Source organism: Paraburkholderia sp. Clong3, from assembly GCF_050436485.1.
Classification (GTDB): domain Bacteria; phylum Pseudomonadota; class Gammaproteobacteria; order Burkholderiales; family Burkholderiaceae; genus Paraburkholderia; species Paraburkholderia tuberum.
On the sequence record NZ_JBNDMH010000001.1, the window covers coordinates 616,717 to 638,030 of the forward strand.

Annotated in this window: 25 protein-coding genes and 2 pseudogenes; 9 read left to right on the forward strand and 18 right to left on the reverse strand. The window is 62.4% G+C overall.

Going from position 1 to position 21,314, the window contains the following annotated elements:
• Positions 1-237 precede the first annotated feature (237 nt).
• Complete coding sequence (locus OKW30_RS02980) at positions 238-564, forward strand: DUF190 domain-containing protein (protein WP_184023499.1); 327 nt, start codon at positions 238-240, stop codon at positions 562-564.
• A 50-nt stretch (positions 565-614) separates the two neighbouring features.
• Here the strand turns inward: OKW30_RS02980 and OKW30_RS02985 are convergent, their stop codons facing one another.
• The 5 genes from OKW30_RS02985 to OKW30_RS03005 all read right to left on the reverse strand — a co-directional run bounded on the left by OKW30_RS02985 (position 615) and on the right by OKW30_RS03005 (position 2,984).
• A complete protein-coding gene (locus OKW30_RS02985; RefSeq protein WP_090810573.1) occupies positions 615-1,043 on the reverse strand; it encodes a VOC family protein in 429 nt (142 codons plus the stop codon).
• A gap of 141 nt (positions 1,044-1,184) precedes the next feature.
• Positions 1,185-1,664 (reverse strand): SRPBCC family protein, encoded by a 480-nt coding sequence (locus tag OKW30_RS02990; protein WP_429345918.1) that lies wholly within the window; start codon positions 1,662-1,664, stop codon positions 1,185-1,187.
• On the reverse strand, positions 1,657-1,992 hold the full coding sequence (locus OKW30_RS02995) for an ArsR/SmtB family transcription factor (protein WP_018422741.1): 336 nt from the start codon (positions 1,990-1,992) through the stop codon (positions 1,657-1,659). The genes OKW30_RS02990 and OKW30_RS02995 overlap by 8 nt, the downstream gene beginning before the upstream one ends.
• A gap of 122 nt (positions 1,993-2,114) precedes the next feature.
• The gene (locus tag OKW30_RS03000; RefSeq protein WP_184059163.1) at positions 2,115-2,444 is read right to left on the reverse strand and encodes a hypothetical protein; all 330 of its coding nucleotides are present in this window, start codon (positions 2,442-2,444) and stop codon (positions 2,115-2,117) included.
• A gap of 87 nt (positions 2,445-2,531) precedes the next feature.
• Positions 2,532-2,984: a MarR family winged helix-turn-helix transcriptional regulator gene (locus OKW30_RS03005; RefSeq protein ID WP_184068532.1), complete on the reverse strand. Its 453-nt coding sequence runs from the start codon at positions 2,982-2,984 to the stop codon at positions 2,532-2,534.
• Between the two features lie 156 nt (positions 2,985-3,140).
• Between OKW30_RS03005 and OKW30_RS03010 the strand changes: the two genes are divergently transcribed.
• Positions 3,141-3,560, forward strand: coding sequence for a PPC domain-containing DNA-binding protein (locus OKW30_RS03010; protein WP_184023491.1), 420 nt, complete (start codon positions 3,141-3,143; stop codon positions 3,558-3,560).
• A 39-nt stretch (positions 3,561-3,599) separates the two neighbouring features.
• On the opposite strand, the pseudogene OKW30_RS03015 reads toward OKW30_RS03010, so the two are convergent.
• From OKW30_RS03015 to OKW30_RS03035, 5 genes and pseudogenes are all read right to left on the reverse strand, one after another.
• Positions 3,600-3,947: pseudogene (locus tag OKW30_RS03015) on the reverse strand (LysE family translocator); the annotation flags it as partial.
• Positions 3,948-4,003: 56 nt separating this feature from the next.
• The gene (locus OKW30_RS03020) at positions 4,004-4,390 is read right to left on the reverse strand and encodes an MAPEG family protein (RefSeq protein ID WP_184068340.1); all 387 of its coding nucleotides are present in this window, start codon (positions 4,388-4,390) and stop codon (positions 4,004-4,006) included.
• 187 nt (positions 4,391-4,577) lie between these two features.
• Positions 4,578-6,260, reverse strand: a complete 1,683-nt coding sequence (locus OKW30_RS03025) for an alkaline phosphatase family protein (protein ID WP_429345919.1) — start codon at positions 6,258-6,260, stop codon at positions 4,578-4,580.
• A 117-nt stretch (positions 6,261-6,377) separates the two neighbouring features.
• On the reverse strand, positions 6,378-6,764 hold the full coding sequence (locus tag OKW30_RS03030) for a hypothetical protein (protein WP_429345920.1): 387 nt from the start codon (positions 6,762-6,764) through the stop codon (positions 6,378-6,380).
• A 430-nt stretch (positions 6,765-7,194) separates the two neighbouring features.
• Entirely contained in the window at positions 7,195-7,599 is a 405-nt protein-coding gene (locus tag OKW30_RS03035; protein ID WP_429345921.1) for a DUF427 domain-containing protein, read from the reverse strand.
• A gap of 348 nt (positions 7,600-7,947) precedes the next feature.
• Here OKW30_RS03035 and OKW30_RS03040 point away from each other — a divergent pair, with 348 nt between their 5' ends.
• Positions 7,948-8,934 carry a hypothetical protein gene (locus OKW30_RS03040; RefSeq protein WP_090810559.1) on the forward strand — a complete coding sequence of 329 codons (987 nt, stop codon included), beginning with the start codon at positions 7,948-7,950 and terminating at the stop codon, positions 8,932-8,934.
• 232 nt (positions 8,935-9,166) lie between these two features.
• Entirely contained in the window at positions 9,167-9,502 is a 336-nt protein-coding gene (locus tag OKW30_RS03045) for a hypothetical protein (RefSeq protein WP_429345922.1), read from the forward strand.
• Between the two features lie 42 nt (positions 9,503-9,544).
• On the opposite strand, the gene OKW30_RS03050 is transcribed toward OKW30_RS03045, so the two are convergent.
• From OKW30_RS03050 to OKW30_RS03060, 3 genes are all read right to left on the reverse strand, one after another.
• Positions 9,545-10,144 (reverse strand): hemerythrin domain-containing protein, encoded by a 600-nt coding sequence (locus OKW30_RS03050; RefSeq protein WP_184068351.1) that lies wholly within the window; start codon positions 10,142-10,144, stop codon positions 9,545-9,547.
• A gap of 66 nt (positions 10,145-10,210) precedes the next feature.
• Positions 10,211-10,552, reverse strand: a complete 342-nt coding sequence (locus tag OKW30_RS03055; RefSeq protein WP_429345923.1) for a hypothetical protein — start codon at positions 10,550-10,552, stop codon at positions 10,211-10,213.
• Between the two features lie 70 nt (positions 10,553-10,622).
• The gene (locus tag OKW30_RS03060) at positions 10,623-10,874 is read right to left on the reverse strand and encodes a hypothetical protein (protein WP_429345924.1); all 252 of its coding nucleotides are present in this window, start codon (positions 10,872-10,874) and stop codon (positions 10,623-10,625) included.
• 1,053 nt (positions 10,875-11,927) lie between these two features.
• On the opposite strand from OKW30_RS03060, the pseudogene OKW30_RS03065 reads away from it, so the two are divergent.
• A pseudogene (locus OKW30_RS03065) lies at positions 11,928-12,278 on the forward strand (nitric oxide dioxygenase); the annotation flags it as partial.
• A gap of 78 nt (positions 12,279-12,356) precedes the next feature.
• A complete protein-coding gene (locus tag OKW30_RS03070; protein WP_184023474.1) occupies positions 12,357-13,220 on the forward strand; it encodes an MBL fold metallo-hydrolase in 864 nt (287 codons plus the stop codon).
• Between the two features lie 199 nt (positions 13,221-13,419).
• On the opposite strand, the gene OKW30_RS03075 is transcribed toward OKW30_RS03070, so the two are convergent.
• Positions 13,420-13,935 (reverse strand): hypothetical protein, encoded by a 516-nt coding sequence (locus OKW30_RS03075; protein WP_184068538.1) that lies wholly within the window; start codon positions 13,933-13,935, stop codon positions 13,420-13,422.
• A 145-nt stretch (positions 13,936-14,080) separates the two neighbouring features.
• Positions 14,081-14,251 carry a hypothetical protein gene (locus OKW30_RS03080; protein WP_429345925.1) on the reverse strand — a complete coding sequence of 57 codons (171 nt, stop codon included), beginning with the start codon at positions 14,249-14,251 and terminating at the stop codon, positions 14,081-14,083.
• A gap of 137 nt (positions 14,252-14,388) precedes the next feature.
• Here OKW30_RS03080 and OKW30_RS03085 point away from each other — a divergent pair, with 137 nt between their 5' ends.
• Positions 14,389-16,680 (forward strand): FdhF/YdeP family oxidoreductase, encoded by a 2,292-nt coding sequence (locus OKW30_RS03085; RefSeq protein WP_184068357.1) that lies wholly within the window; start codon positions 14,389-14,391, stop codon positions 16,678-16,680.
• 922 nt (positions 16,681-17,602) lie between these two features.
• On the opposite strand, the gene OKW30_RS03090 is transcribed toward OKW30_RS03085, so the two are convergent.
• Positions 17,603-17,959 (reverse strand): hypothetical protein, encoded by a 357-nt coding sequence (locus OKW30_RS03090; RefSeq protein ID WP_429345926.1) that lies wholly within the window; start codon positions 17,957-17,959, stop codon positions 17,603-17,605.
• Between the two features lie 512 nt (positions 17,960-18,471).
• Here OKW30_RS03090 and OKW30_RS03095 point away from each other — a divergent pair.
• Entirely contained in the window at positions 18,472-18,654 is a 183-nt protein-coding gene (locus OKW30_RS03095) for a hypothetical protein (protein ID WP_187620124.1), read from the forward strand.
• 216 nt (positions 18,655-18,870) lie between these two features.
• Here OKW30_RS03095 and OKW30_RS03100 read toward each other — a convergent pair whose 3' ends face one another.
• Complete coding sequence (locus tag OKW30_RS03100; protein WP_429345927.1) at positions 18,871-19,143, reverse strand: hypothetical protein; 273 nt, start codon at positions 19,141-19,143, stop codon at positions 18,871-18,873.
• Between the two features lie 202 nt (positions 19,144-19,345).
• Between OKW30_RS03100 and OKW30_RS03105 the strand changes: the two genes are divergently transcribed.
• Complete coding sequence (locus OKW30_RS03105) at positions 19,346-20,401, forward strand: AI-2E family transporter (protein ID WP_184068541.1); 1,056 nt, start codon at positions 19,346-19,348, stop codon at positions 20,399-20,401.
• A 123-nt stretch (positions 20,402-20,524) separates the two neighbouring features.
• Here the strand turns inward: OKW30_RS03105 and OKW30_RS03110 are convergent, their stop codons facing one another.
• On the reverse strand, positions 20,525-21,280 hold the full coding sequence (locus tag OKW30_RS03110; RefSeq protein WP_187631352.1) for a TetR/AcrR family transcriptional regulator: 756 nt from the start codon (positions 21,278-21,280) through the stop codon (positions 20,525-20,527).
• Between the last annotated feature and the right edge of the window lie 34 nt (positions 21,281-21,314).

Here is a 21,314-nt window from a genome sequence, read left to right on the forward strand (position 1 = left end):
CACGTGACCAGTTTCGACCTGGCACTCGCGCGGCCCGACACCTAAACTTGTGTCATGACCGTCCTGAGCCGTGCTGCGGCAAGCCGGGATGCCCGAATCGGTTGCAACCGGCGCCTCACGCGGCGCTGCAGGTTTCCGCTTACAAAAGTAAGCGGGCAGGGGACGGCGCAATGCGGCCACCGGCTCGCGTGCGGATCGCCTTGCGCACGGCGCGATCCGCATCGGGGAGGCACCGACATGCACGGCTTTCAGATCACGTTCTTCACCCAGCAGGGGCGCAGCCATCATGGCAAGCCGCTTGCCGACTGGCTCGTGCGTCTCGCGAGCGAACTCGGCCTGCGCGGCGCGACCTTGATCCCGGCTTGCGAAGGCATCGGCCATCATCATCGCATTCACTCCGCGCACTTCTTCGAGCTTGCCGATCAGCCGTTGTCCGTCGTGATGGCGGTGACGAGCGACGAAGCCGATCGGCTGTTCGATCGACTGCGCGCGGAGGGGTTGCATCTGTTCTACGTGAAGACGACCGCCGAGTTCGGCGTCGTCGGCGAGGCCGACGGGGCTTGAACGACCGGACCTCGAGTGCGTGTGAGATGGAACGCCGGCCCGCTTCAATGCTATGCCGTGGGCTCCTCGTGCCGCACATTGACCATCCAGGGCACGCCGAAGCGGTCGATCAACGTGCCGAAGCCGCTGGTCCAGAAGGTCTGCTGGAATGGCATCGTGATCTGTCCGCCGTCCGCCAGCGCGTTGAAGTACTTTACGCCGGACGCCTGGTCGTCGGCGGTGACCGACAGGCTAAAGCCCGCATGCACGGCATTGCCGCCGCGGCAATCGCCATCCGACATCAGCACGTGCGTGTTACCGATGACGAGCGTCGCGTGCAGGATCTTGTCGGCGTGTTCGGGCGCCACCGGGCGAGCGGGATCGGGCGGCGCGTCTTTCGCGCGCAGCTTCAGCAACTCCTGCGCGCCGAGCGCCGAACGATAGAACTCAATGGCTTCCTCACAACGGCCATTGAAGAACAGATAGGGCTGGATTTCCATGCTGATTTCCTGAGACGGGCGAGGGTCGGGCAGACGATTCTATCAGCGTGATCTCGCGGATGGACGGCTGTCGAACCTGGGATGCATCGTTCGGCCCCACGATGAAGCCACACACCTGATGCTCTACAGCGTATCCCCGCATCAGGCCTTCCCGGCATGACTCCCGCCATCGGCCGGATAAGCCTCCTGCAACGCGATCGAGCCTGTCTCCAGCAGCGATTTGAGGTTGGACATGATCTTCGGCCAGCCACCCGACACCGCCTCGATGAATTTCGATGGATCGCGCTCGATCGTATGCGTGAGCGTCAACTTGACCGCCGTTCCGCTCGGTTCGAGCTCCATCGTGCAGCGCGAATCGCCTTCGGCCTGCAACTCGGGACGAATCTGGTGCTGCCAGCGGATCACCAGACGCCGCGGCGGATCGGCCTCGACGATCTCGCCCGCGTCGAAGATCTGGCCGCCGCTCGACACGAGTTTCCACGACGAGCCCGCCGTCCATTCGCTTTCGCAGTGCATGCCGAACCAGTACTGCTTGATGAACCTCGCGTCGGTGAGCGCCGACCACAACTGTTCCGGCGTAGTGCGGATATAGGTCACATAGACGAACGTCGATCTAGTCATTGCCTTTCTCCAGGCGTCGTTTCAGGGTCGAGAGCGCCTTCAGGCGCGGCTTTTCGAACTTGGCAATCCAGCGCTCGTAGATCTGCTGCAGCGGCACCGGATTGAGGAAGTGCAACTTTTCACGCCCGCTGCGTACGGTAACGACGAGGTTAGCCGCTTCCAGCAGGCCCAGATGCTGGGTCACGCCTTGCCGCGTCATGTCGAGGTGGTCGCACAGGTCGTTCAGAGTCTGGCCGTCGTGCGCGTGCAGCACATCCAGCAGCTTGCGCCGGCTCGGATCGGCGAGGGCTTTGAATAGCACGTCGGTGTCGTCGGGGCGCTCGGCCATGAACGGCTACAGGCAAGTAATTTGTTGCGTTTACTATAGGCAAGAGATTGCTTGCATGTCAAGGCGACGTGAGGGACACTCCGCAGGTCCGACACATGCGCCGACCACCGTTTACGAGGCGCTCAAGTACGTTTCGGAATGTTGCCGCCATGCAAAGGACCGAACAGCCGCGCACAGAGCATGCCCATCGCCAGGATACCGAGGCCGAATGGCACGGCATCGCCCGTTGCCTCGATCCGAAAGTCGCCAACACGAAAAACCAGAAGATAGCCGACGACCATATTGAAGAAGCCCCACAGTACATTGACGGTCGATGACGACAGCCCTTTTCCGGACGGCTTCGCGAACGGGCTCTGAAACGGCTCGCCCATCACACCGCTGACGAAATGCGGCACGGCATTCGCGAACAGGACACCGCCGAAAAAATAAGAGACGACATGCGGCCAATCCATTTCAGTTGCTCCTTGAATCGAGTAAATCGATGAGGTCGCGGGCTGTGCCCGTTTCGATGCCGGTTCGGATGAAGCACCTGCAAACGTTCAGGAGTCAGCGAGCCGCTGCAGCAGTTCCACCGCGGCGGCGAGCGTGGCCTGTTCTCGCGGCGATAGCTGCGCTTGCAAGGCACCGATCAGCCAGTCCTCTTTGGCCGCCCGACTTGCCTTGAGCGTTCGTCTGAACGTGGGGGTGAGATGGATAAGAGTTTTGCGTCCGTCGGTTGGATCCGCTTCGCCTTTGACGACGCCCAGCGTCTCCAGACCGGCAACGGTAATGCGCATGGACTGGGGCTTTACGCGCTGCGCTCGCGCTAGCGCGGAAACTGTGGCTGGGCCGCCGCGCTCCAGATGAAACAGCACCGACTTCTGCGCCGACGTAAAGTCGCTCGATTGCGAATGTTCTCGCGCGCGGCGAACCAGTTTGCTCACGGCAATGCGCAGTTCGCCCGCAAGGGCGGCTAGATCGGTAGATTGGGAAGACGGTGATTGTCGTGACATGCCGAAAACATAGCATATGTACAGTTTAACTGTACATATAAACTGAATATATTTTCGCCGTCGAGTCCGCACGAACCCAGCATACACAAGCGCCTGTGAGATACTTCCTCGTTCACGCATAATCCCTGAGTCCACCACGTCTCAACCGGCCAAGGCATGCAAGCCCATCCCCTCCGACTCGCGCCCGGCGACGACCTTCGCGTCGCCGTCGAAGACGCGCTTCGTCAACGCGACCTGCAAGCGGCCTTCGTCGTCCAGGGCATCGGTAGCCTCCACGTTGCGGCATTGAGGTTCGCTGGCGCGCAAGCGCCGACGGAAATTCGCGGCGACCTCGAAATATTGACCCTCGCAGGCTCCGTCTCGCCCGATGGCGCTCATCTGCACATGTCGATCGCGGATGCGCGCGGGCAGGTATTCGGCGGTCATGTGGCGCGCGGCTGCACGGTACGCACGACCGTCGAGTTGTTGCTCGTGTCGGTTCCGGGCTATTCGTTCGCGCGGGAGCCTGATCCGCAGACGGGTTTTATGGAACTCGTGATTCGCGGCGGCGGCGCCCCGCAGTCCGGCTCCGCCTGATCACGCAAAGGCGCTATCGCTTCGCGCGCCGGTAGTCGCTCAACGCCCCGCCAATATCCGCCCGCCGACCCCCACCAACAGCACACCCGCTGCCGTACCCAGCACGGCCTTGCGCCGAACCAGCGTGCGCCGAACCGACGGGTGCGAGGCAAGCAACGCCATCGCGCAGTACCACGCGCACGAAATGCCGATCGACAGCGCCACGACCGCGATATCGAGCCACAACGGCGCATGCGCGGGCACCATCAACGCAAAGATGCTGCCGTAGAACGCGATCGACTTCGGGTTCGTCATGCTGACGAAATAGCCTTTCTTCGTCGCAGCCCAGCCGGACGCGGTGCTGCCGACGTCCGCGGACAACGGCCGCCGCGTGGTGGGGCTTATTTTCTTTTGGACTGGCGCGGGAAGTCATCTATCCACTGTGCGTCGGTCCCGGCCTTGCCTCAGCGCATTAGCGCCAGACACAACCCAATCCCCGCCCCATAAGTCCCAAGCGCACCGACCAACCGCAAAGGATTGGGCTTCGCCATCGTCGGAAATGCAAGCAGTCCAACGACGAGCAAACACCGGCACGCGGTCGCGATGACCATCAGCGACACGGACACCGCGGACGGCGATCTCGCGCCAAGAAAAAGAAACAGCACCGCCAGGAACGGCGCGTATTCCGCGGTATTGCCATGCGCTCGAACCAGCTTGTGCAGCAGGTTGGCCGGATCGTCGGCGCAGCCCGCATTGGTGCGTTCGCGAAAACGCGTCATCGATACCGACAAGCCGAGGCCGAATAACAGCAGCCCCAACACCGCTACGCATCCGAGAGCAATGTCGTTCATGGCATTGCGGCTCCTTGTCAGGCAATCGACGCACGCCTGATTGGCGAGAATCAGGCGGCTCCCATTCTCGCACGGGCCGGCACGCGAGGTCCGCGCGGCTGGACCCCGCAAAAACGACTGCGCCGCGGTCGTTCCAACACCGATCGCGGCGCAGCTTACTACTCAAATACGTGGACTACGGCCATGCTTAGTCTTCGTGATCGAATTCCGGCAGCGCACGCGTTCCTTCAATCGCGACCGAATGCAGCAGCTCAGGCTTCAGATCGAGCAGACGCAAGATCGTCGGCGCGACCTGCGTGGTCAGCACCGGCTGGTCGTTGACCTGCCCGGCGTGATGCGTGTGAGGCACGTACATCACGAGGCCGAGATGGCTGTCGTCAGGCGCGTTGCCGCCATGCTCTTCGTCCTTGGACGTGCTCGACGTGTAGATGACGCCCGGGTTCGGTTGAACGATGATATCGGGCGTACGTCCGCGCGACGGGTCGCCGAACCGGTTAGCCAGTTGCGGGCCGGACAGGATGTACGCCTGAGGGCCGTCCGCGCAAATGCCGGGTGCGTTGCAGCTCAGATTGGCTTTCAGCGTCTTCACGACCGAAGACACCTGGCTTTGATCGCGCAGCCAGATCAGGCCGACGTCGTCGGTCTGCACGAAACCCGTGCCGACAAGTCCGGTGCCGTCGTTGAGGTTGCCGCTCTTCGTAGCGGCCTGCCCAAAATTGCCGCCCGAATCCAGGTAGTTGTTGGCTTCGAGCAACTTGGTCAGCGTATCGCCGTTCTTCACGAGCTTCGAATGATCGGTCGGCGACTGGCCATGCTTCGCGGTCACGATGATCGCCGTCGACGAATAGAGATTGCGTTGCTTCAGTTCGGACACGACGCGTCCCAACGCGTCGTCGATATACGCGATCGCGCCGGCGACTTGCGGACCCGGCGTGAAGCTCGCATCCAGATAGCCGCCGCCCGACGCGACCGTGGCCTTCTGCGCGACGCTCAGCGTCTGGAAGTTGGCGCCGAACACGGTCGGCACCGCGACGTTCTTTTGACCTGTCGAATCCTTGCCATCGATTTCGTTGATCAGCGATTGCACGTGGTAGTTGTCGAACTTCTCCGTGTGCGTGTACGTGTCGAGGTAGTAGGTATTGGTATCCGGATCGATCGAATTTATTTCGGTGCGCGAAAGGTCGTCGACGCCCGCGCCCGACGGTCCGTTGAGCCAGTCGTAGCCCCACGCGTGCTTGTCCGCCCACGCGGTGCGCGCGCCGTTGACGTTGCCCTTGATCACTTCGAAAACCGTGTTGGTCTTCAGATAGTTGTGCGGATAGACGGGCGTACAGACGCCATTGACGAGCGCATGCGGAATCGCCTGCGGATTGAACGCGCCGCCGCCGTCGAGATGGATCAGCGCGCCGCCGTTCTCGCCGTCGATGCCGGTCGTTTCATCGAAGACGACATTCCAGCCGGTCGGGCCCGTGCACTGGGTATCGGACGGCGCATAGAGCGTGCGGTCGTAGGAGACGTCGTAGAACAGCCCCGCGGACTTCGGCGAGCCGCCGGTCACGAGCGCGGCGAGGCCCGGAAACGAATCCGACAGTCCCGGTGTATGCGCGTTCGTATAGGTGGTGCCTGACTTCGCGAGCAGCGCCAGGTTAGGGCACGTATTCGCGCCGATGCAACGCGCGACGTCCTGCTCATGCAGACCGTCGAAGCTGATCAGCAGCACATGCTTGACAGACGCGCGATCGCGATCGTGATCGCGGCCGTGGTCGTGATCGTCGCCGGCTGTTGCGACTGCCGAGTACAACCCGGCGAGCAGTGCGACGGCGGCGCACATTGCGCTTTGCTTACGCTTCCATTTCGTGATCGGTTTCATGTCTCGTCCTTTTGTTTGACAACAAATTTGGGTAGTGCGGGACGAATTTGAACCGTAAAAAAGTCATTGGCGTGACCTGAAATTAATATTTGGCAATACTGAGGTGTTAAGGTCTTGTTAAGGTCTTGTTAAGGTTGGGGTGATCCATTCGACGCGCATGCGCTGTGAACCTGATTCGATTCCGCGCGTGATTTTTCGCGAGTCGGCAAGCATAAAAATGGCACGGGCTATTACAGACCCTGCCGTTTCGCCGGTCGGTAGTCGAATATCGCCAGGCGTCATCCCAGTGAATGCCGTCACCTGCACCGGCCTGACGTTGATCGATTGACTATAGAGCGGCGGCAGCGTCGTCAGCAGCTTGCTGCGTAGCCGCGCGTGACTTCGAGAAAGGCGCGCCGAATTTTCGACAGCCCCTCGACGCCCGGCAGACACAGCAGCAGATAGCCGGGTGTCGAGCATCGCGACCGCGTGCCCCGCGCCGCCGTTCTTCAGGTCTTCGGCCACCGCTTCCTTCAGAAATGGCGCGTGCCCCGTTATCATCGACCAGCGCGCCGCTAACGCTGAACGAGCCGGCGCAGTTCGCCGTCATCGCCTGGAGCGCGGCCTGTGTCATCGCGGATTCCGTCGATGTAACTTTTTCAGCCATGTTGATTCACCTCTGTAGCGCGGATTGAATACCGACTGCAAAGAGAATGAGCGGCACCGGCGGTCGGATGTGCGCCCATTTGGGTGGCGCCGGCATGAAAGCCGAGTGAGGGAGCAGGCGTGACGATAGATTCTGTTACTTCGAACGCGAGAGGGAAACCCGCTCGGATTGATAGCTTGCGTGGTGCGAGCAGCGGCCGCCGCGCGGCGCCGCCGCCGTCCGTGCCGCTCGCGCCATGCCGGTCGCCGCGATCGCCGCGCCCGCACGCGGTATGACGCGCGCGTTCGCCTAGTGCGCGGCCGGCTCCTGCGTGATGGAATCCACGCGGTCGGGATAGAACGCAAGGTGCTCGCGGATCGGCGCGACAGCGTCATATGGGTGCTCGTAGGTCCACACCGCGTTGGTGCCGCGCTCGCCGGCCGCAGGAATCGAGAAGTATGCGCATTCGCCCTTGTACGGACAATAAGTGGCGTGCGCCGTGCGTTCGAGCCGGGTCATGTCGACGTCCTTGCGCGGGATGTACAGCACGGCCAGATAGCGGGCTTCGAGCAGCGTCAATGCGTCGTGCGTATCGGCAATCACGTGACCGCCTGCCATGACGATCACGCGCGCCTGGTGGTGCTCGATCATGATTGGATGATCCGGGCCGGGGATCTTGACGGGTTTGTCGTTCGGGACCGAATGAGTGGACATAACGAGGCTCCCTGCGAAAGTGGGGCTGCGAGGTTTCGTGAGTCGACGGCGATGTTCGTCGCCGAACGCCACGCAAGCGACTGAAGATCGCCCGTATTGCCGTACTACTTCCTTTCAGGTATTTCTATCACATACTAACGCAGACCTTCCAGGTGCTGTGAGCGGCGCAATGCCCGTCGGAATTGCATCAGTTGCGTGCGCGTGCTTTTGTGCAACGGGATGGCGACTTCGCGGAAGACGAACACGATCAGCCGACTGACAGGAGCGCGTCATGCTCGTTGGATATGCCGTGTATGACCCTGCAAGTGAGCCTGCAATCTCGTCAACAAATGGCGAGGTTGTTTGACTATGCCGGCGCTTCGGAAGTGTTGGTCACTTCGCGCATTTGGGGCGTGTGCCGCTCTAACCTTGAACCTGTTGTCCTGCCCTTCGCACGCACAGGTCGCGCCGAGGCAATTGTCGAGCAATACCGTGATTGGCGGCAATGTAAAGCAGCACGCAGACGCTGTGCTCGCGATCATGACCTACACGACAGTCCCGGACGTTACGACCAGTAACCTGTCGGTCAACAACGGCCTGACGGGTAATCCCGGCTTCGGGCAGACGCAATTTGGCGGCGGCTTCACCCTCAGCAGGTCGTTTCCGTTGTACATGGAGGGCACGCTCGCCTACAGCCGCTACGATCCGATCTTCATTGCCACGGATGGCGCCCAGCAGCGTGCGGTGCCGACGAAGTGGAACACCTTCAGTGGCACGGTCGGCTTGGGGTGGGATTTCCGCATCACGGACGAACTGGTGTTCCGGCCGATCTTGAACGGCACGATTGGGCGTGTCTCGAGTGACCTGAAGGTGGGGCAGACCCTCTTCAATCATGTCACCGACAGCAACCTGCAGTTCCTCGAAAACGGCTCGCTGAACGCCTACGGCTATGGCGGCTCCCTGATGCTCGACTACGAGCATTACCGCGAAAACTACGAAATCGACGCCGAATTGCGGGCAACCGATATTTACCTGCGCAGCTTCGGCGGTTCGTCGGAGGCCGTTCAGGGCTCGGCCATGGCGCAGCAGGTGAGCCTATGGACGCGCTGGCGCGCGCCCACCGGCTGGCACGCACTGGACCGGCCGGTCCGCTATGTGCTCGAAGCCGCTTACTCGCACTATTTCGGCGACAGTGCAGGCGTGCTGGGTTTCAACGACCTCACGTCGCTGGGAGTCGGCCTCGAACTCGACAGCAGCAGGTATCCCGTCATCGTCACCCGTACGCGCGCGATGGTGCGCTATGTGTTCGGTCGCAACGTGCACGGGGTGTCGTTCGGATTCGCGATGAGTTTCTAGCCGGGCCAGCTTGCCGGTCCAGCAACGAGGCTCGAACTCATGCGCGCGATCCAATGCTTCTGGTTCGCGCTTGGCCATGCGGTATAGCGCTTGCTCGGCCCAGACATGAATCGATCAAAGGAGCCGTGATGAACGACAAACCGAAACAGCCCGATGCCGGCGGCAATCTGCCGGGCAACGTTGTAGCAGAATTAGGCCCTGAACGAAGGGCCAAAACGAAGGACCTCGTGCCATGCGTACATTCGGACAGAGCCGGTCGACGAAGCGGATCGACAGCGAGCCGGACATGCGCCTGCAGAAGATAGAGATTGCCGACTTCCTCGTAAGCTGGACCGTCATCCGGGATTCGGAAGGCGCTTTCCAGTGGGTCGTGACGGAGCGTGGCGGCGAGCATCACACGATCTTCGAGCGACGCGGGACGTGCGGCCACGTGTCATGGGACGACGCGCTCGACATCGCGGCCGAAACCGCGCGCCGCGTCGCGGCCGGGCTCGTCGAGCCGGGTGAACCGGCGAAGACGAAACAGCGGCGCGGGCGCACGCCGGGTGCATCGCGACCGAATCGTTGATGCGCGATCGCGGGCGGCGCCCCGTGGTGTCAGTAGAACGTGCTAGTTCCATTGACGCCGCGTCTGTGTCGCGCGACGCGACCTCGGCAGCCAATGCCGCAACGCGAGCAATACAGTCGATCCCAGCAGCAGCGTGGCGATCGGAAACGTGCCCGCGGCATTCACCGCAATGTCCATCGGGCGCTCTCCGAGCAACTGCATCCGGCGGCGCGTCATCGCGGCGCCGAGCGACTGCAGTTCGTTCTTCAGCACGCGCTCGGCGTCAGGCAGCAGGATGGTTTCCTCGTCGGCGACATGATGAGCGACTTCGCGGATCAGTTGATAAAAGAGCCCGTCGTAGGCGGCGTTTTCGGGGCCCATCCCGCGCAGCTTCGCGATCGTTGCGCGCATCTCGTCGTGCTCGGGACGGCTTTTTCTCAGTGCCTCGTCATTGCCGAGCGCGCGGTCGAGCGCCGGGTAGAAAATTTCCTCCTCGAGCTGCGCGTGGATATCGAGCGCGTCGCACACGCCGTTGACGATCGCGCGTTTGCGCCACCACGGCGTGGACGCGTGGTATCGGTGCGAAGCGGCGAGCACGTGCATATGGTCGAGGCGGATCATCGACGTAATCGACGGCGACAGCGATGAGGCGTCATTGGACATGGCGTTTCTCCAGGGAAAGGGTGCCGGCGGTTACCGCATGCGCCATTCCCGCTGCCCAGCAATCGATCAACGCGGTGCCGGCTGCCGCGAGCGCACTGCTTTGCTGCTCGTGAGGGCGCTCAACGCGGAGTCCGCGGCATCCGCCGCACGGGCGAACAGGTCGTCGACGAGTCGGCGCGCCGCGCTATATCCGCCCATCAACGCATCGGCCTCGGTGTCGAACGGCCGGCTGCCTCCAATGTCGACGCGCAGCGGCGAGAACGTTGCGACCGCAGCACCCGCCTGATAGATGTGAACCACCGCCGCGTAGCGTGTGCGTACCGCCGCGCGCCCGGCGGGGCGCAACGTGAAATCCGCCTCGACGGTCACCTCGATCGTGAACCCGTGGTATTCGTAGGTCCGCATCATCATCATGTCCTTCGTCGCGTGAGTGTGTGATTGTGCCGGTGCGCGATGATAATGCGCGACGGGCGCGGCGCTAATTGCCGCCCTGCGCGCTCGAGCGGCGCTGGCTCCGTGCTTCGAGCGTAGCGAGCCGCGCTTGCGGCTGCAGCGCCGGCGGCAGTTCGGCGTTGGCCTCGATGCGCGCGCGCCAGTAAGCCGGCGTCGCAATTCCCGTGCCCTGCCAGTCGACGCGATCGCATTGAACGAGTTGTTCGAGGCGCTGGACAATCGCGCTGATGTGCGTCAATTTCCTTGTGACGTCGTTGTGATTACGCGCGGCTTTCACAGGTTCTCTCCCCGTTTTGTTATCTCCAGCTTACTCGTCGTTCACAGTAAGTCATACCGGCTTGATGACATGTCCGAAAACGCCGGATTCAGCATGCTCGCATTTGCAAAAAAAAAAGTACATCGCAGTGAGTTGTCCGAGACAGCCGCATTGTGGACAGCCCCGTCCACTCTCGCGCCGCAGTTTGCGGAACCCACATTCGACGAACCCACGCGCCGGATTGCTTCTACGCTCGACTGTTGGTGTGACGTCGTGATGACAGCGTGTGCAAATGAAGTTCGCGCCGTCGTCGGTTGGTCGGTCAACTTCTGATCTGGATCAAAATAGCAAAAGGCGGTGTGGTGATCGCGCCAGCGCTCGGGTACCCTCGTTGGAAATCCCTTTGTGCGTGGCACGATGAACGTGGTGACTATCGCGAGGGAGGGCGAAATGCCTGATGTCGGACAAGGCTCGTGCGCTACCGATGCACGCAAGCGCGGCGCATCCGCGCGTTGCGATGGTGATCGCAACGCGACTCACGCAGCGAAGAATCGGCGCGCGGCAGCGCTGCGCGGAACGCTCGTGATGACATTTGCCGTCGCCATGATGGGTGGATGCGCGACGTCGGCCGAGCGCACCAATGTGCAGCCTTCGGGTCAACAGACGTGCAATGTGGCCGGCAAATTCTGCAACACGTTTTTCGGACCTTGACGGAAACGCTCCCAGCGCGTGTCGGCGCGCACGGCACGTTTCCTGACCGGCCCACGTTCGTCTGCAATCGGACGACCGATGTTGGACGTGTCGCGGCGTGCGTTTGCTCGGGCGTGTCCATGGCCTTCAGCTTGTGGACAGCGAGCATCGGTTGGAGGAGCATGGTCGCCTGGATACGCTTGAAGGGGTATGCGCGATCGGACAATTCCACCCCACCATTTACGCGCACGATCGAGGCGACCAGTCGTCCTATTGCAGGAGGAAAGAAATGCGGACGCAGAAAACCAAGGACATCGTCAAGGCCACGGCCCCGGTTCTGGCCGCGCACGGCTATACGATCATTCAACTTTTCGTGAAGGCGGAGCACTATCCGATCGTCGGCGGCGCGTGGTGTTCATTCACGGTGCGCGCAACGGCGCGGTGCATGCGATGCGCGGCCGTCTGCAGCAGACTGCCGCCACCCAGCCGAATTTCCGCGCGATCGTGTTCTACGACGCGCCGCTCGATACCGACGTACAGGGCCGCGACTACGACAACGCGGGTTTCATCGACCTCAGCAAGCTGCGCGACGAGATCCTGTTGTCCGAGCCCGACTACTACATCTGCGGTCCCGTTCCTTTCATGCGGCTGCAGCACGACGCACTGAAAAACATGGACATTCACGAGTCGAAGATTCACTACGAGGTGTTCGGACCGGATCTGTTCGCTGAATGACGCATACGGCGCGTGCCGCGCGACGGCTGCCGCGGAAGCGACAAGCACGAATGCAGTCACCGTGACCGGGAGCGCGGCATGAAAGTGCACCATCTGAACTGCATTTCGACTTGCCCGCTGTGCGGCAAGCTGTTCAACGGCCACCCCGATTCGTTGATCCGCCGCGGGCATCTGACCTGCCATTGTCTGCTCGTCGAAAGTCCGGCGGGGCTCGTGCTCGTCGATACCGGTTTCGGTTTGCGCGATGTCGCCGATCCCTATTCGCGCCTCGGCAAATTCTTCCTGAGGCTGCTGAAGCCTGAGTTCCGAAATGAAATGACGGCGATCAGGCAGATCGAGCGGCTCGGTTTCGACCCGGCCGACGTGCGCCACATCGTGATGACCCACCTCGATTTCGACCATGCGGGCGGGCTCGACGACTTTCCGCACGCGACGGTGCACATGCTCGCGAGCGAGCGCCAATACGCGGCGCAGCAGAAGACGTGGCTGGACCGGCAGCGCTTCAGGCCGCAGCAGTGGTCGTATCAGAACATGTGGCGCGTGCATTCGCCGCAGTACACCGAGCGTTGGGAGGGCTTCGCCAAGGTCCATCCGATCGAAGAACTCGCGAGCGAGATCGCGCTCGTGCCGTTGCGAGGCCATACCTATGGTCACGCGGGCGTCGCGGTACACGGTGATGGCGGCTGGTTGCTGCTCGCGGGCGACGCCTATTTCGACAACGGCGAGCTCGACCCGGTGCGTCCGCATTGCGCACCCGGTTTGCGCTTCTATCAGTGGATGCTCGAAAAGGATCGCGCGGCGCGACTGTACAACCAGCGCCGCCTGCGTGATCTGGCGAAGCGGGCGAGCCCCGCGTTGACGATTTTTTGCAGCCACGACGTCGACGAGTTCGAGCGGCTCGCGGGCCGTTCGGTGGCGGTGCCGGCGGAGCAGATGGCGTGATGCTCGCAGGCTTGCGAGCGCGCCCGGTGCTTCGCGGATCGCTCACGTCTTGCGCCTGGCCCAGGCATCGTGCGCGGCGGGGCGCGTTTCCTATACTGCCTTTGTCCTCCGTTTGGATTCCAGGGGACATCGTTCTCAAATGCGCTTGCGGCGACCATGCCGGTTGAAGGCGGGTGGCTCTTTTTTGCGCGAGCGCATTTCATCGATCCGGCCGCCGCAGCAGCGCGGCCGCGAGCAGGCCCGCGCCGAGCGCCACGTAGACGTTCCCGAGCGAGCGGCGCGACAGGTGCGCCTCGAATCCAGGGGTGAGCCTGTTGGGCACCACCTTGTAGTCGACCACATACGCGCTCGCCACGGTCGTGGCTGCGGCCACCGCGGTCGCGCCGGGCCGTCGTGACGGGTCGGGGCCGGCCATCCGGTCAACCAGTTGCTCGAACATCATTGCCCAGAAGATCGCGGCTGCCTGATGGATCGCGAAGCCGGTCACCGTATGCCGGATGCTGAAGCCGCGTTCACGCAGCGCGCGTTGCGGCCACAGGCAGTGGGTGACGGCATTGATCGGCGCGAGCGGGCTGCCCGATGCGTCCGTGGATGCCGCCGCGGCTGTCGCCGCCGACACGCAGCCGGCCAACAGCCCCGATGGGACGGCTCGGCGTAGCGTCGCACGGGTGGCCTGATACCACGGAGAACCGATTTTGTGCTCGAGCGTTTTCATGGCAGGCTCCGGTTCGGGCGCGCAAACGCACGCCCCATGATCGCGGACGGCGGTACGCGCGAGGAGCAGCATGGCGCGTTCCGCGCGGACGATGCGCAGGAATGCCGGCCGAAAATCGTGGCCCCACCGCGATACGTAGTGCGCTTCATCGACGACGACGAGTTCGATGCGTTGCCGAGAGCGCGCCCGCAATGACGCTGCGGATGATGTCCCGTTGGCCGGGGCGCAGCCGGCTGATCCCGAACACTTCGCGCAGCGTCCTGCGCATCGCGTTCAGACTGGCGGACGTGTCGCGCGGGATGGAGGTGTCGGTCATGAAGTTGGCGGTTGGCTTGCGGCACGGCGAGTCAGCCTGCGACGCAGCAAACATCGTACCGCGACGCGGCGCCGCAGCCGGGAACGCGATGTGCTGATACGTCATGACGTGACATTTATGGCCAAACGGGTGGACTCATGAACAAGGAAGACAAAAACGACGCGTATCCCTACGCGTCGGGCGGATGGGGGTCGGTCAAGGCGGTGGCGACAATCCTGCTGCAGGAAAAAGCACCGCTGAAGGATAGCCAGGTTCTGATGCATCAGAATAAGCCCGGCGGTTTCATGTGTGTCAGCTGCTCGTGGGCGAAGCCGGCCGATCCGCATACGTTCGAGTTTTGCGAAAGCGGTGCGAAAGCGACCGCGTGGGATCTGACGGCCAAACGCGTAACGCCCGATTTCTTCGAGGTCCACACGGTCAGCGAGCTCGCCAAATGGCACGACCACGATCTCGAGGAAGCGGGGCGGTTGACCGAGCCGCTGCGCTACGACCCGGCTACCGACCGCTACGTGCCGGTGCCGTGGCAGGAAGCATTCGATGCGATCGGCGCCGAGCTGCGCACGCTGGACCCGGCCAGCGTGGTGTTCTACACGTCGGGCCGCGCTTCGCTGGAAACCTCGTACATGCTGCAGCTTTTCGCGCGCATGTACGGCACCAACAATCTGCCTGACAGCTCGAACATGTGCCACGAAAGCACCAGCGTCGGCCTCAAGGAAGCGATTGGCGTGGGCGTCGGTACGGTCTCGCTCGACGACTTCGAGAAGACCGACCTGATGTTCTTCTTCGGCCAGAACGTCGGCACCAATAGCCCGCGCATGCTGCATCAGTTGCAGGACGCGCGCAAACGCGGCGTGCCGATCATCACGTTCAATCCGCTACGCGAGCCGGGGCTGCTGCATTTCGCAAACCCGCAGTCAGCGTTGGAGATGCTCACCCCCACGGATACGCAGATCAGCACGCAATACCACCAGGTGAAGACGGGTGGCGATACCGCCGCGATCCTCGGCATCTGCAAGCTCGTCATCGAAGCGGACGATCGCGCGGTGAGCACGGGCGACGCGCGCGTCGTCGACGTCGATTTCATCCGCGAGCATACGAACGGCTACGAGCAATTCGCTCAGTACGCGCGCGACGCGAACTGGGACGACATCGAGCGAGTGAGCGGATTGCCGCGCGACGCGCTCCGGGCAGCCGCCGACGAGTACATGAAGGCGAACGCGGTGATCATCCATTACGGCATGGGTCTCACGCAGCATCGGATGGGCGTGCAGAACGTGCGCATGCTGTGCAATCTGCTGCTGCTGCGCGGCAATATCGGCAAGCCGGGCGCGGGGCCGTCGCCGGTGCGCGGGCATTCGAACGTGCAGGGGCAGCGCACGGTCGGCATTACCGAAAAGCCGGAGCTCGCGCCGCTCGATCAACTGGCCAGACAGTTTTCGTTCGAGCCGCCGCGCGAGAAAGGCATGAACATCGTCGAGGCCTTCGAGGCGATGCTCGACGGCAAGGTCAACGCGATGATCAACCTCGGCGGCAACCTCGTGCGCTCGGTGCCCGACCGGGTGCGCACCGAACCGGCGTGGGCCGCGCTCGGGTTGACCGTCAACGTGGCGACCAAGCTCAATCGCAGCCACCTGGTGCACGGCCAGCGCTCGTATCTGCTGCCGTGTCTGAGCCGCATCGAGATCGACCGGCAGGCGGGCGGCGCGCAGGCGGTGTCGATGGAAGACAGCACGGCGCACTTTCATGGCTCGCGTGGCATGGCCGAACCGGCCGCGCCGACGATCCGCTCGGAGCCGTTCATCGTCGCGGGCATCGCGAAGGCGACGCTCGGCGAGCGCTCGAGTGTCGACTGGGATGCATGGCGCGACGACTATTCGCGCGTGCGTCTGGAGATGTCGAAGACATGGCCCGAGATGTTCGGTGATTTCGAGGCGCGTATGTGGACACCCGGCGGCGTGATCCGGCCGCTGCCGGCGCGGGAGCGCAAGTGGAAGACCAAAAGCGGCAAGGCCGAATTCATGGTGCCGACTTCGATCGGCGAAGATCCGGACATGCCCGCGCGTGAGCCCGATTCGCTGCGGTTGATGACCTTGCGCAGCGACAGCCAGTTCAACACGACCATCTATGGCCTCGACGACCGCTTCAGAGGCATCAAGGGTTCGCGCATGGTGATTCTGATGAATCGGGTCGACATGGAGAAGCGCGGACTCGCGCACGGCGACCGCATCTGCCTCGAGACGATCGCGGACGACGGCGTCGAGCGGCACGTCGACGGACTGACCGTCGTGCCGTTCGACGTGCCGCAGGGATGCATCGGCGGCTATTACCCGGAATGCAATCCGCTGCTGCCGCTATGGCACTACGCGAAAGAGAGCAAGGTGCCGGGCGCGAAGTCGATTCCGGTGCGCGTACTGGCGGCCACGCGGTGATCAGTGCTTCGTGGATACAAAGAGGCCGGCATCGTTACCTGCGCCGGCCGCCGAATTACACCCGGGCAGCGCGTGAAGGGCATGATAAGCGCGTGCCCATCTCCTTCTTCATAGTCGGGCCAGCGGCCCGCAACGCGTGATGTCCGTTACCCAGCACTGAAGGACAGCGCACGACGCCACATAGTGTTCGGATACTGCGACGTCCCCTACGGATTCGGGGATAGCGTTTCTCCGGAAGCGCTCATGGCGTTCCATCGCTGCCTCCGGGCTGCGGTTCGATTTGCCGGCAACCCGGCATCGTCCGTTTCATCGCGTCGGCAGCCCCCGCACGCGACACGCAGTCCATGCGATCGCCGAAACCCGCAGGCGGCCGGCGAAGATGCCGCGCCTTATCGAATTGCTGAGGAATTGCTGAGGAAGGGTTGAGAGCAGTCTATTGCTCAACCAACCACGGTCTCGCGGCCAGCGATTTGCCGACGACGTGAACGAATCGCCGGCAAACGCCGTCGTGCATCACATGCGCCTACGGCGATGAACAGAATCCGGCTAGCCGCGACATTCGCCGGTCTCCCAGGTATGGCTGCGCGGGTTGCGCAGCCATACGGGGTTATTTCGAAAGCTGGGTCGGGACTTGCGTCGACGCTTGTGTCGGGAGCTGGTTCGGAAGTTGCGTCGACGCTTGTGTCGGAAGTTGCGGAAGCTGTGGAGGTTGCGGAAGCTGCGGCCCACCCTGTGAAAGCTGCTTCGTGGACGGTTGCCCGGCGGACGCTGGCTGCTGCGACGGCAATTGCTGCGGCAGATTGCTTTGCGCAAGCACGGATGTGCTGGTAAGGAAGGCGAACAGTACAAGGAAGGTCTTTTTCATTTCAATTCTCTACAGTTGGTTGTTTGATTTTGATGCGATTAGCAGCCGCGGGCCGTATCAACGCGCGGCCAAGGTTGCCTTGTAACGCCAGGACGCTGTTGCGGTACTGAAGTCGACGGGGCTACCCGACGCTACGTTGTCTGACGGGAGGGGAGCGGACGAACTAGTCACCCCGCCGCAGTTGTTGAACGCTTGCCGCTGGGCTTCCACGCGGGCTAACGCCGCCTGAAAGTCCATTGCATGTTGTGTATTGGCGCCCGTGTGGTCATGGTAGCCGACCGTTTGACGCTGAACCGGTTGCACAGCCGCTTGCTCATAGGTTTGGGGACCGCTGCTGCTAGCGAATGCGGCGGTCGAGAAGGACAGGATCGACGCGACAACAGGGACGGGGATGAAGGTCTTCGACTTTGGCATGATCAGACTCCATATCGAGCGTCGGATTCAGGAGACGCGGTGTTTGGGGAACAACGGTCTGGCGAGGCATGAGTGCTGTTTGCCAGTTCGTTGGTGCCAGTCTAGTCACTTACGGTCGGCTTACAAGCATCTACGGGGCAACGGATAGTTGCCGTCGCTGCAAGGTTGTAGCCGATTGCGCTGAAGCAGTGTGTGCTTCTTTAGTGTGTCCGGAGGCAAGGGCGGTGCGGGCTGTCTGAATGACACGCAGCAATTCGCTTCGACTGTATCCGCTGGTCGTTACACAAACGAGATCAGCCGTCGAGCATGCGCGCTTCCATCGCCGTTCGTCGACAAGACGCTACGTGGGTATCGGAATACGTCCGCTTGCTGTTCTTACGTCAGCGATTCGCGATTCACGCAAACCGTGTATTGAAGATCTCGCAACTCATAATTGCGCGCGTCGAATGGCGGCGCGCTTTGCTTATACTGCGTCCACCTGAAACAGGCTTCGTTTTTACGCAGGAATACTTATGGCACACCAACTTACGTTCCACGCCGGTTCATCGAACACGGACGTCATTCACGAAATCGTTCAGCACGCGTTGCGCAGCGCTGCTACGGCCTCCACCACGAATGGAGCTATCGATGTGCTTGGTCAGGCGCTACTCGAGGTCGAGCGCCTCGCCGCGCACCCGAGCGTCCTGACGCACTGAGCCCGCTGCGCGTCTGCGAACTGGCCGGGAGTCGGACCGGCAGCGCGCACGGCGTACCGCCGATGGCGGATGCAGTGCGGCTCGATCTTTAGAATCAATATTGACCGATCGCGCGAATGTGATAATATTATCACATAGTGGCCCGTCCGCGAAGTTGCTGTAGGCGAGTCGCCGCAATGCCAGCGCACGCTGAATCAACCGTGGAGATGTCACCCATTACTGCTCAACCAGACCTGAACGATTCGCTGCATCGGTGGCGGGAATGACGCGCCGACCGCGCTTCTGTTTCGCCTTGCTGTGCTCGTTCCCGCTTGTTGCGACGGTCTGCGGTTGTTCCACGACCGTGATGCCCACGCCGCGCGTCATCGCGATTGTCGTTCCCGCGATGCAAGCACCGGCAATGATGTCGCCGCCCGATCCGATGGCGCTTCCATTGTGGATCGAAGTCACCGGGCAACCCGGCGGCCAATCGCAGACAGGCACCAGCAAACCGGCGACGCCGCAAGACCCGTCGCGCCAGCACGGTGATGACAGGCGTACCCACAGCGCGGCTAGCGGCGCGACGCCGATCTGACGGATGCGCCGCGCGGCGACGCGGCATCGCCGGCTCCTGCGGTTAAGACGGATACTTCCGCCGATGCTTCGGCTCAACGACGAAAGCCACTCGATCACTCGCCCAGTGGGCGCGCTTATGACTGTATACCATCGTCAATCTCTGTTTTGGGGCGCCGTTGCATTAGCGGCCGGCGTGTTGCTGTGGAACCTGCGTGCCGTTCTCACGCCGTTTCTGCTCGGTGCGCTCGTCGCATATATTTTGCAGCCGGGCGTGGAGTGGCTGGTACGCCATCGCATTCCGCGCGGCCTTGCGGCGCTGGTGATGATGTCTTTGTTTGCTCTGTCCGTCGCACTCGTCATGCTGCTCATGTGCGTAGTTGTCCAGAAGGAAGGGCCGGAACTCATCAGGCAAATTCCATTTATCGTCGCAAAACTCGATGGATGGCTGAAGCCGCGTCTGGCTTTTCTGGGACTGGATTATTCGCTCGATGTGACGAATATCCGCGAGGCGCTGGCGGCCCGTCTCAAAGCGGACGGGCAGGGCGCGATGCTTGCCGTATGGCAGTACCTGCGCACCAGCAGCAACGTGATGATCAATGTCGTGAGCAATGCGGTGCTGATGCCACTCGTCCTGTTCTATCTGCTCTACGACAGGCACGAGGCGTTCGCGCGCATGGCGAGCTTCGTGCCGCGGCGCTGGCTCGGCAAGACACGGGAATTCGTCGGAGAGATCGATCGCATGATGTCGCAGTATCTGCGCGGGCAATTGCTGGTGATTGCAGTGCTCGCCGTGTTCTACCCGACTGTGCTGACGATTGCAGGGTTGGATCTGGCGGTGCCCGTCGGCTTGTTTAGCGCGCTTGCAGTATTCGTCCCTTACATCGGCTTTGCGACCGGCCTCGCGTTCGCGCTGCTGGCGGCGCTGCTGCAATTCGGTGACTGGTATGGCGTGGCCGTGGTGGTCGCGGTGTATGGCGTCGGCCAGATTCTCGAAAGCTTTGTGCTGTTGCCGAGACTGGTTGGCGAGCGCATCGGCCTTCATCCGCTCGCGGTCATCTTTGCGTTGCTGGCGTTTGGGCGGCTGTTCGGATTCTTCGGCGTGTTGCTCGCGTTGCCGGTCAGCGCCATCCTCGCATCGGCATTGCGGGAACTGCGCCGCCGCTATCTCGCGAGTGCGCTTTACCAGGGCTGACCGGCATCGCGATCGCCCGATTCGATGTCCGGGCACCCGCCCCGCCCACCCACCAACCCCACACCGCACCGCACCGGGCGGCCGCACCTGCGATGGCGCGGAAACGCCGCGCTAGTTGCACTGTCACGGCAAGGTCGGAGCATCGGGAACGGTGGGCAGTGGACGTCGCGCGATCCGCTCGGCCTCTACACGTGTGAGACCGAACGCCTGCAACACAATGGCGGCGGTTCGCTGGGCAAACTTGTCCTCCTTCGAGCGAAGCACCTTTCGCGCACGAACGGTCCGCTTCGACGAGTTGGCCAGTTGCAGTTCGGCGGCAATTCCCGCGAGCACCGTGCCAATCACGGTGATAACGGACATGAGCCGGTCCGCGATCACAAAGCGCCTTTCTGAAATGCCCTTCTCGCTATCGCGCAGCAGGCGCAGGCCGAGACCCCTGCTGAGCAGGCGCGGCGACAAACCTTCGCGAATGAGAAGTTGCCCCCACACTGGCTCGCGGTAGGCCCGCAGGAGCGTGTGACGGACTGAGACGGCGATCACTTCCGCTGGATCGGACAACCCCGCGGCGAGGCGATCGAGCGTATCCGCAAATTCCTCGAACAGCCATTCGATGAGCGCCGTGAAGATGCCTTCCTTGGATTCGAAGTGGTTATAGAAGGAGCCGAACCCGACGTCGGCTGCCTCGGTGATTTCGTTAATGGTGACGGAGCTCAAACCCTTGGCCGCCACCAGTTTCAGCGCAGCGTCGAGCAGGCGCGCGCGCGTCTCGCGTTTGCGACGGGCACCGCGCGGATAGCTTCGATTGATCGCGTCGCGGGACGCACTTGGCGCCTTGAGAGAGCGTCCGCGGCTCGCGCGCGGTGTGGGGGCTTGTGGCATGTCGGCTTCGTAGTCGTGATTATTCGATATCCGT

Bases quoted from the DNA above. Each gene is read 5' to 3' on its own strand.
- OKW30_RS03095 (WP_187620124.1), top strand. From the start codon at position 18,472: ATGGCACACCAACTTACGTTCCACGCCGGTTCATCGAACACGGACGTC.
- OKW30_RS03020 (WP_184068340.1), bottom strand. From the start codon at position 4,390: ATGAACGACATTGCTCTCGGATGCGTAGCGGTGTTGGGGCTGCTGTTA.
- OKW30_RS03110 (WP_187631352.1), bottom strand. From the start codon at position 21,280: ATGCCACAAGCCCCCACACCGCGCGCGAGCCGCGGACGCTCTCTCAAG.
- OKW30_RS03025 (WP_429345919.1), bottom strand. From the start codon at position 6,260: ATGAAACCGATCACGAAATGGAAGCGTAAGCAAAGCGCAATGTGCGCC.
- OKW30_RS03045 (WP_429345922.1), top strand. From the start codon at position 9,167: ATGCGTACATTCGGACAGAGCCGGTCGACGAAGCGGATCGACAGCGAG.
- OKW30_RS03085 (WP_184068357.1), top strand. From the start codon at position 14,389: ATGAACAAGGAAGACAAAAACGACGCGTATCCCTACGCGTCGGGCGGA.
- OKW30_RS03035 (WP_429345921.1), bottom strand. From the start codon at position 7,599: ATGTCCACTCATTCGGTCCCGAACGACAAACCCGTCAAGATCCCCGGC.
- OKW30_RS02985 (WP_090810573.1), bottom strand. From the start codon at position 1,043: ATGGAAATCCAGCCCTATCTGTTCTTCAATGGCCGTTGTGAGGAAGCC.
- OKW30_RS03050 (WP_184068351.1), bottom strand. From the start codon at position 10,144: ATGTCCAATGACGCCTCATCGCTGTCGCCGTCGATTACGTCGATGATC.
- OKW30_RS03055 (WP_429345923.1), bottom strand. From the start codon at position 10,552: ATGATGCGGACCTACGAATACCACGGGTTCACGATCGAGGTGACCGTC.
- OKW30_RS03005 (WP_184068532.1), bottom strand. From the start codon at position 2,984: ATGTCACGACAATCACCGTCTTCCCAATCTACCGATCTAGCCGCCCTT.
- OKW30_RS03090 (WP_429345926.1), bottom strand. From the start codon at position 17,959: ATGCCAAAGTCGAAGACCTTCATCCCCGTCCCTGTTGTCGCGTCGATC.
- OKW30_RS03000 (WP_184059163.1), bottom strand. From the start codon at position 2,444: ATGGATTGGCCGCATGTCGTCTCTTATTTTTTCGGCGGTGTCCTGTTC.
- OKW30_RS02990 (WP_429345918.1), bottom strand. From the start codon at position 1,664: ATGACTAGATCGACGTTCGTCTATGTGACCTATATCCGCACTACGCCG.
- OKW30_RS03010 (WP_184023491.1), top strand. From the start codon at position 3,141: ATGCAAGCCCATCCCCTCCGACTCGCGCCCGGCGACGACCTTCGCGTC.
- OKW30_RS03070 (WP_184023474.1), top strand. From the start codon at position 12,357: ATGAAAGTGCACCATCTGAACTGCATTTCGACTTGCCCGCTGTGCGGC.
- OKW30_RS02995 (WP_018422741.1), bottom strand. From the start codon at position 1,992: ATGGCCGAGCGCCCCGACGACACCGACGTGCTATTCAAAGCCCTCGCC.
- OKW30_RS02980 (WP_184023499.1), top strand. From the start codon at position 238: ATGCACGGCTTTCAGATCACGTTCTTCACCCAGCAGGGGCGCAGCCAT.
- OKW30_RS03105 (WP_184068541.1), top strand. From the start codon at position 19,346: ATGACTGTATACCATCGTCAATCTCTGTTTTGGGGCGCCGTTGCATTA.
- OKW30_RS03075 (WP_184068538.1), bottom strand. From the start codon at position 13,935: ATGAAAACGCTCGAGCACAAAATCGGTTCTCCGTGGTATCAGGCCACC.
- OKW30_RS03080 (WP_429345925.1), bottom strand. From the start codon at position 14,251: ATGACCGACACCTCCATCCCGCGCGACACGTCCGCCAGTCTGAACGCG.
- OKW30_RS03040 (WP_090810559.1), top strand. From the start codon at position 7,948: ATGCCGGCGCTTCGGAAGTGTTGGTCACTTCGCGCATTTGGGGCGTGT.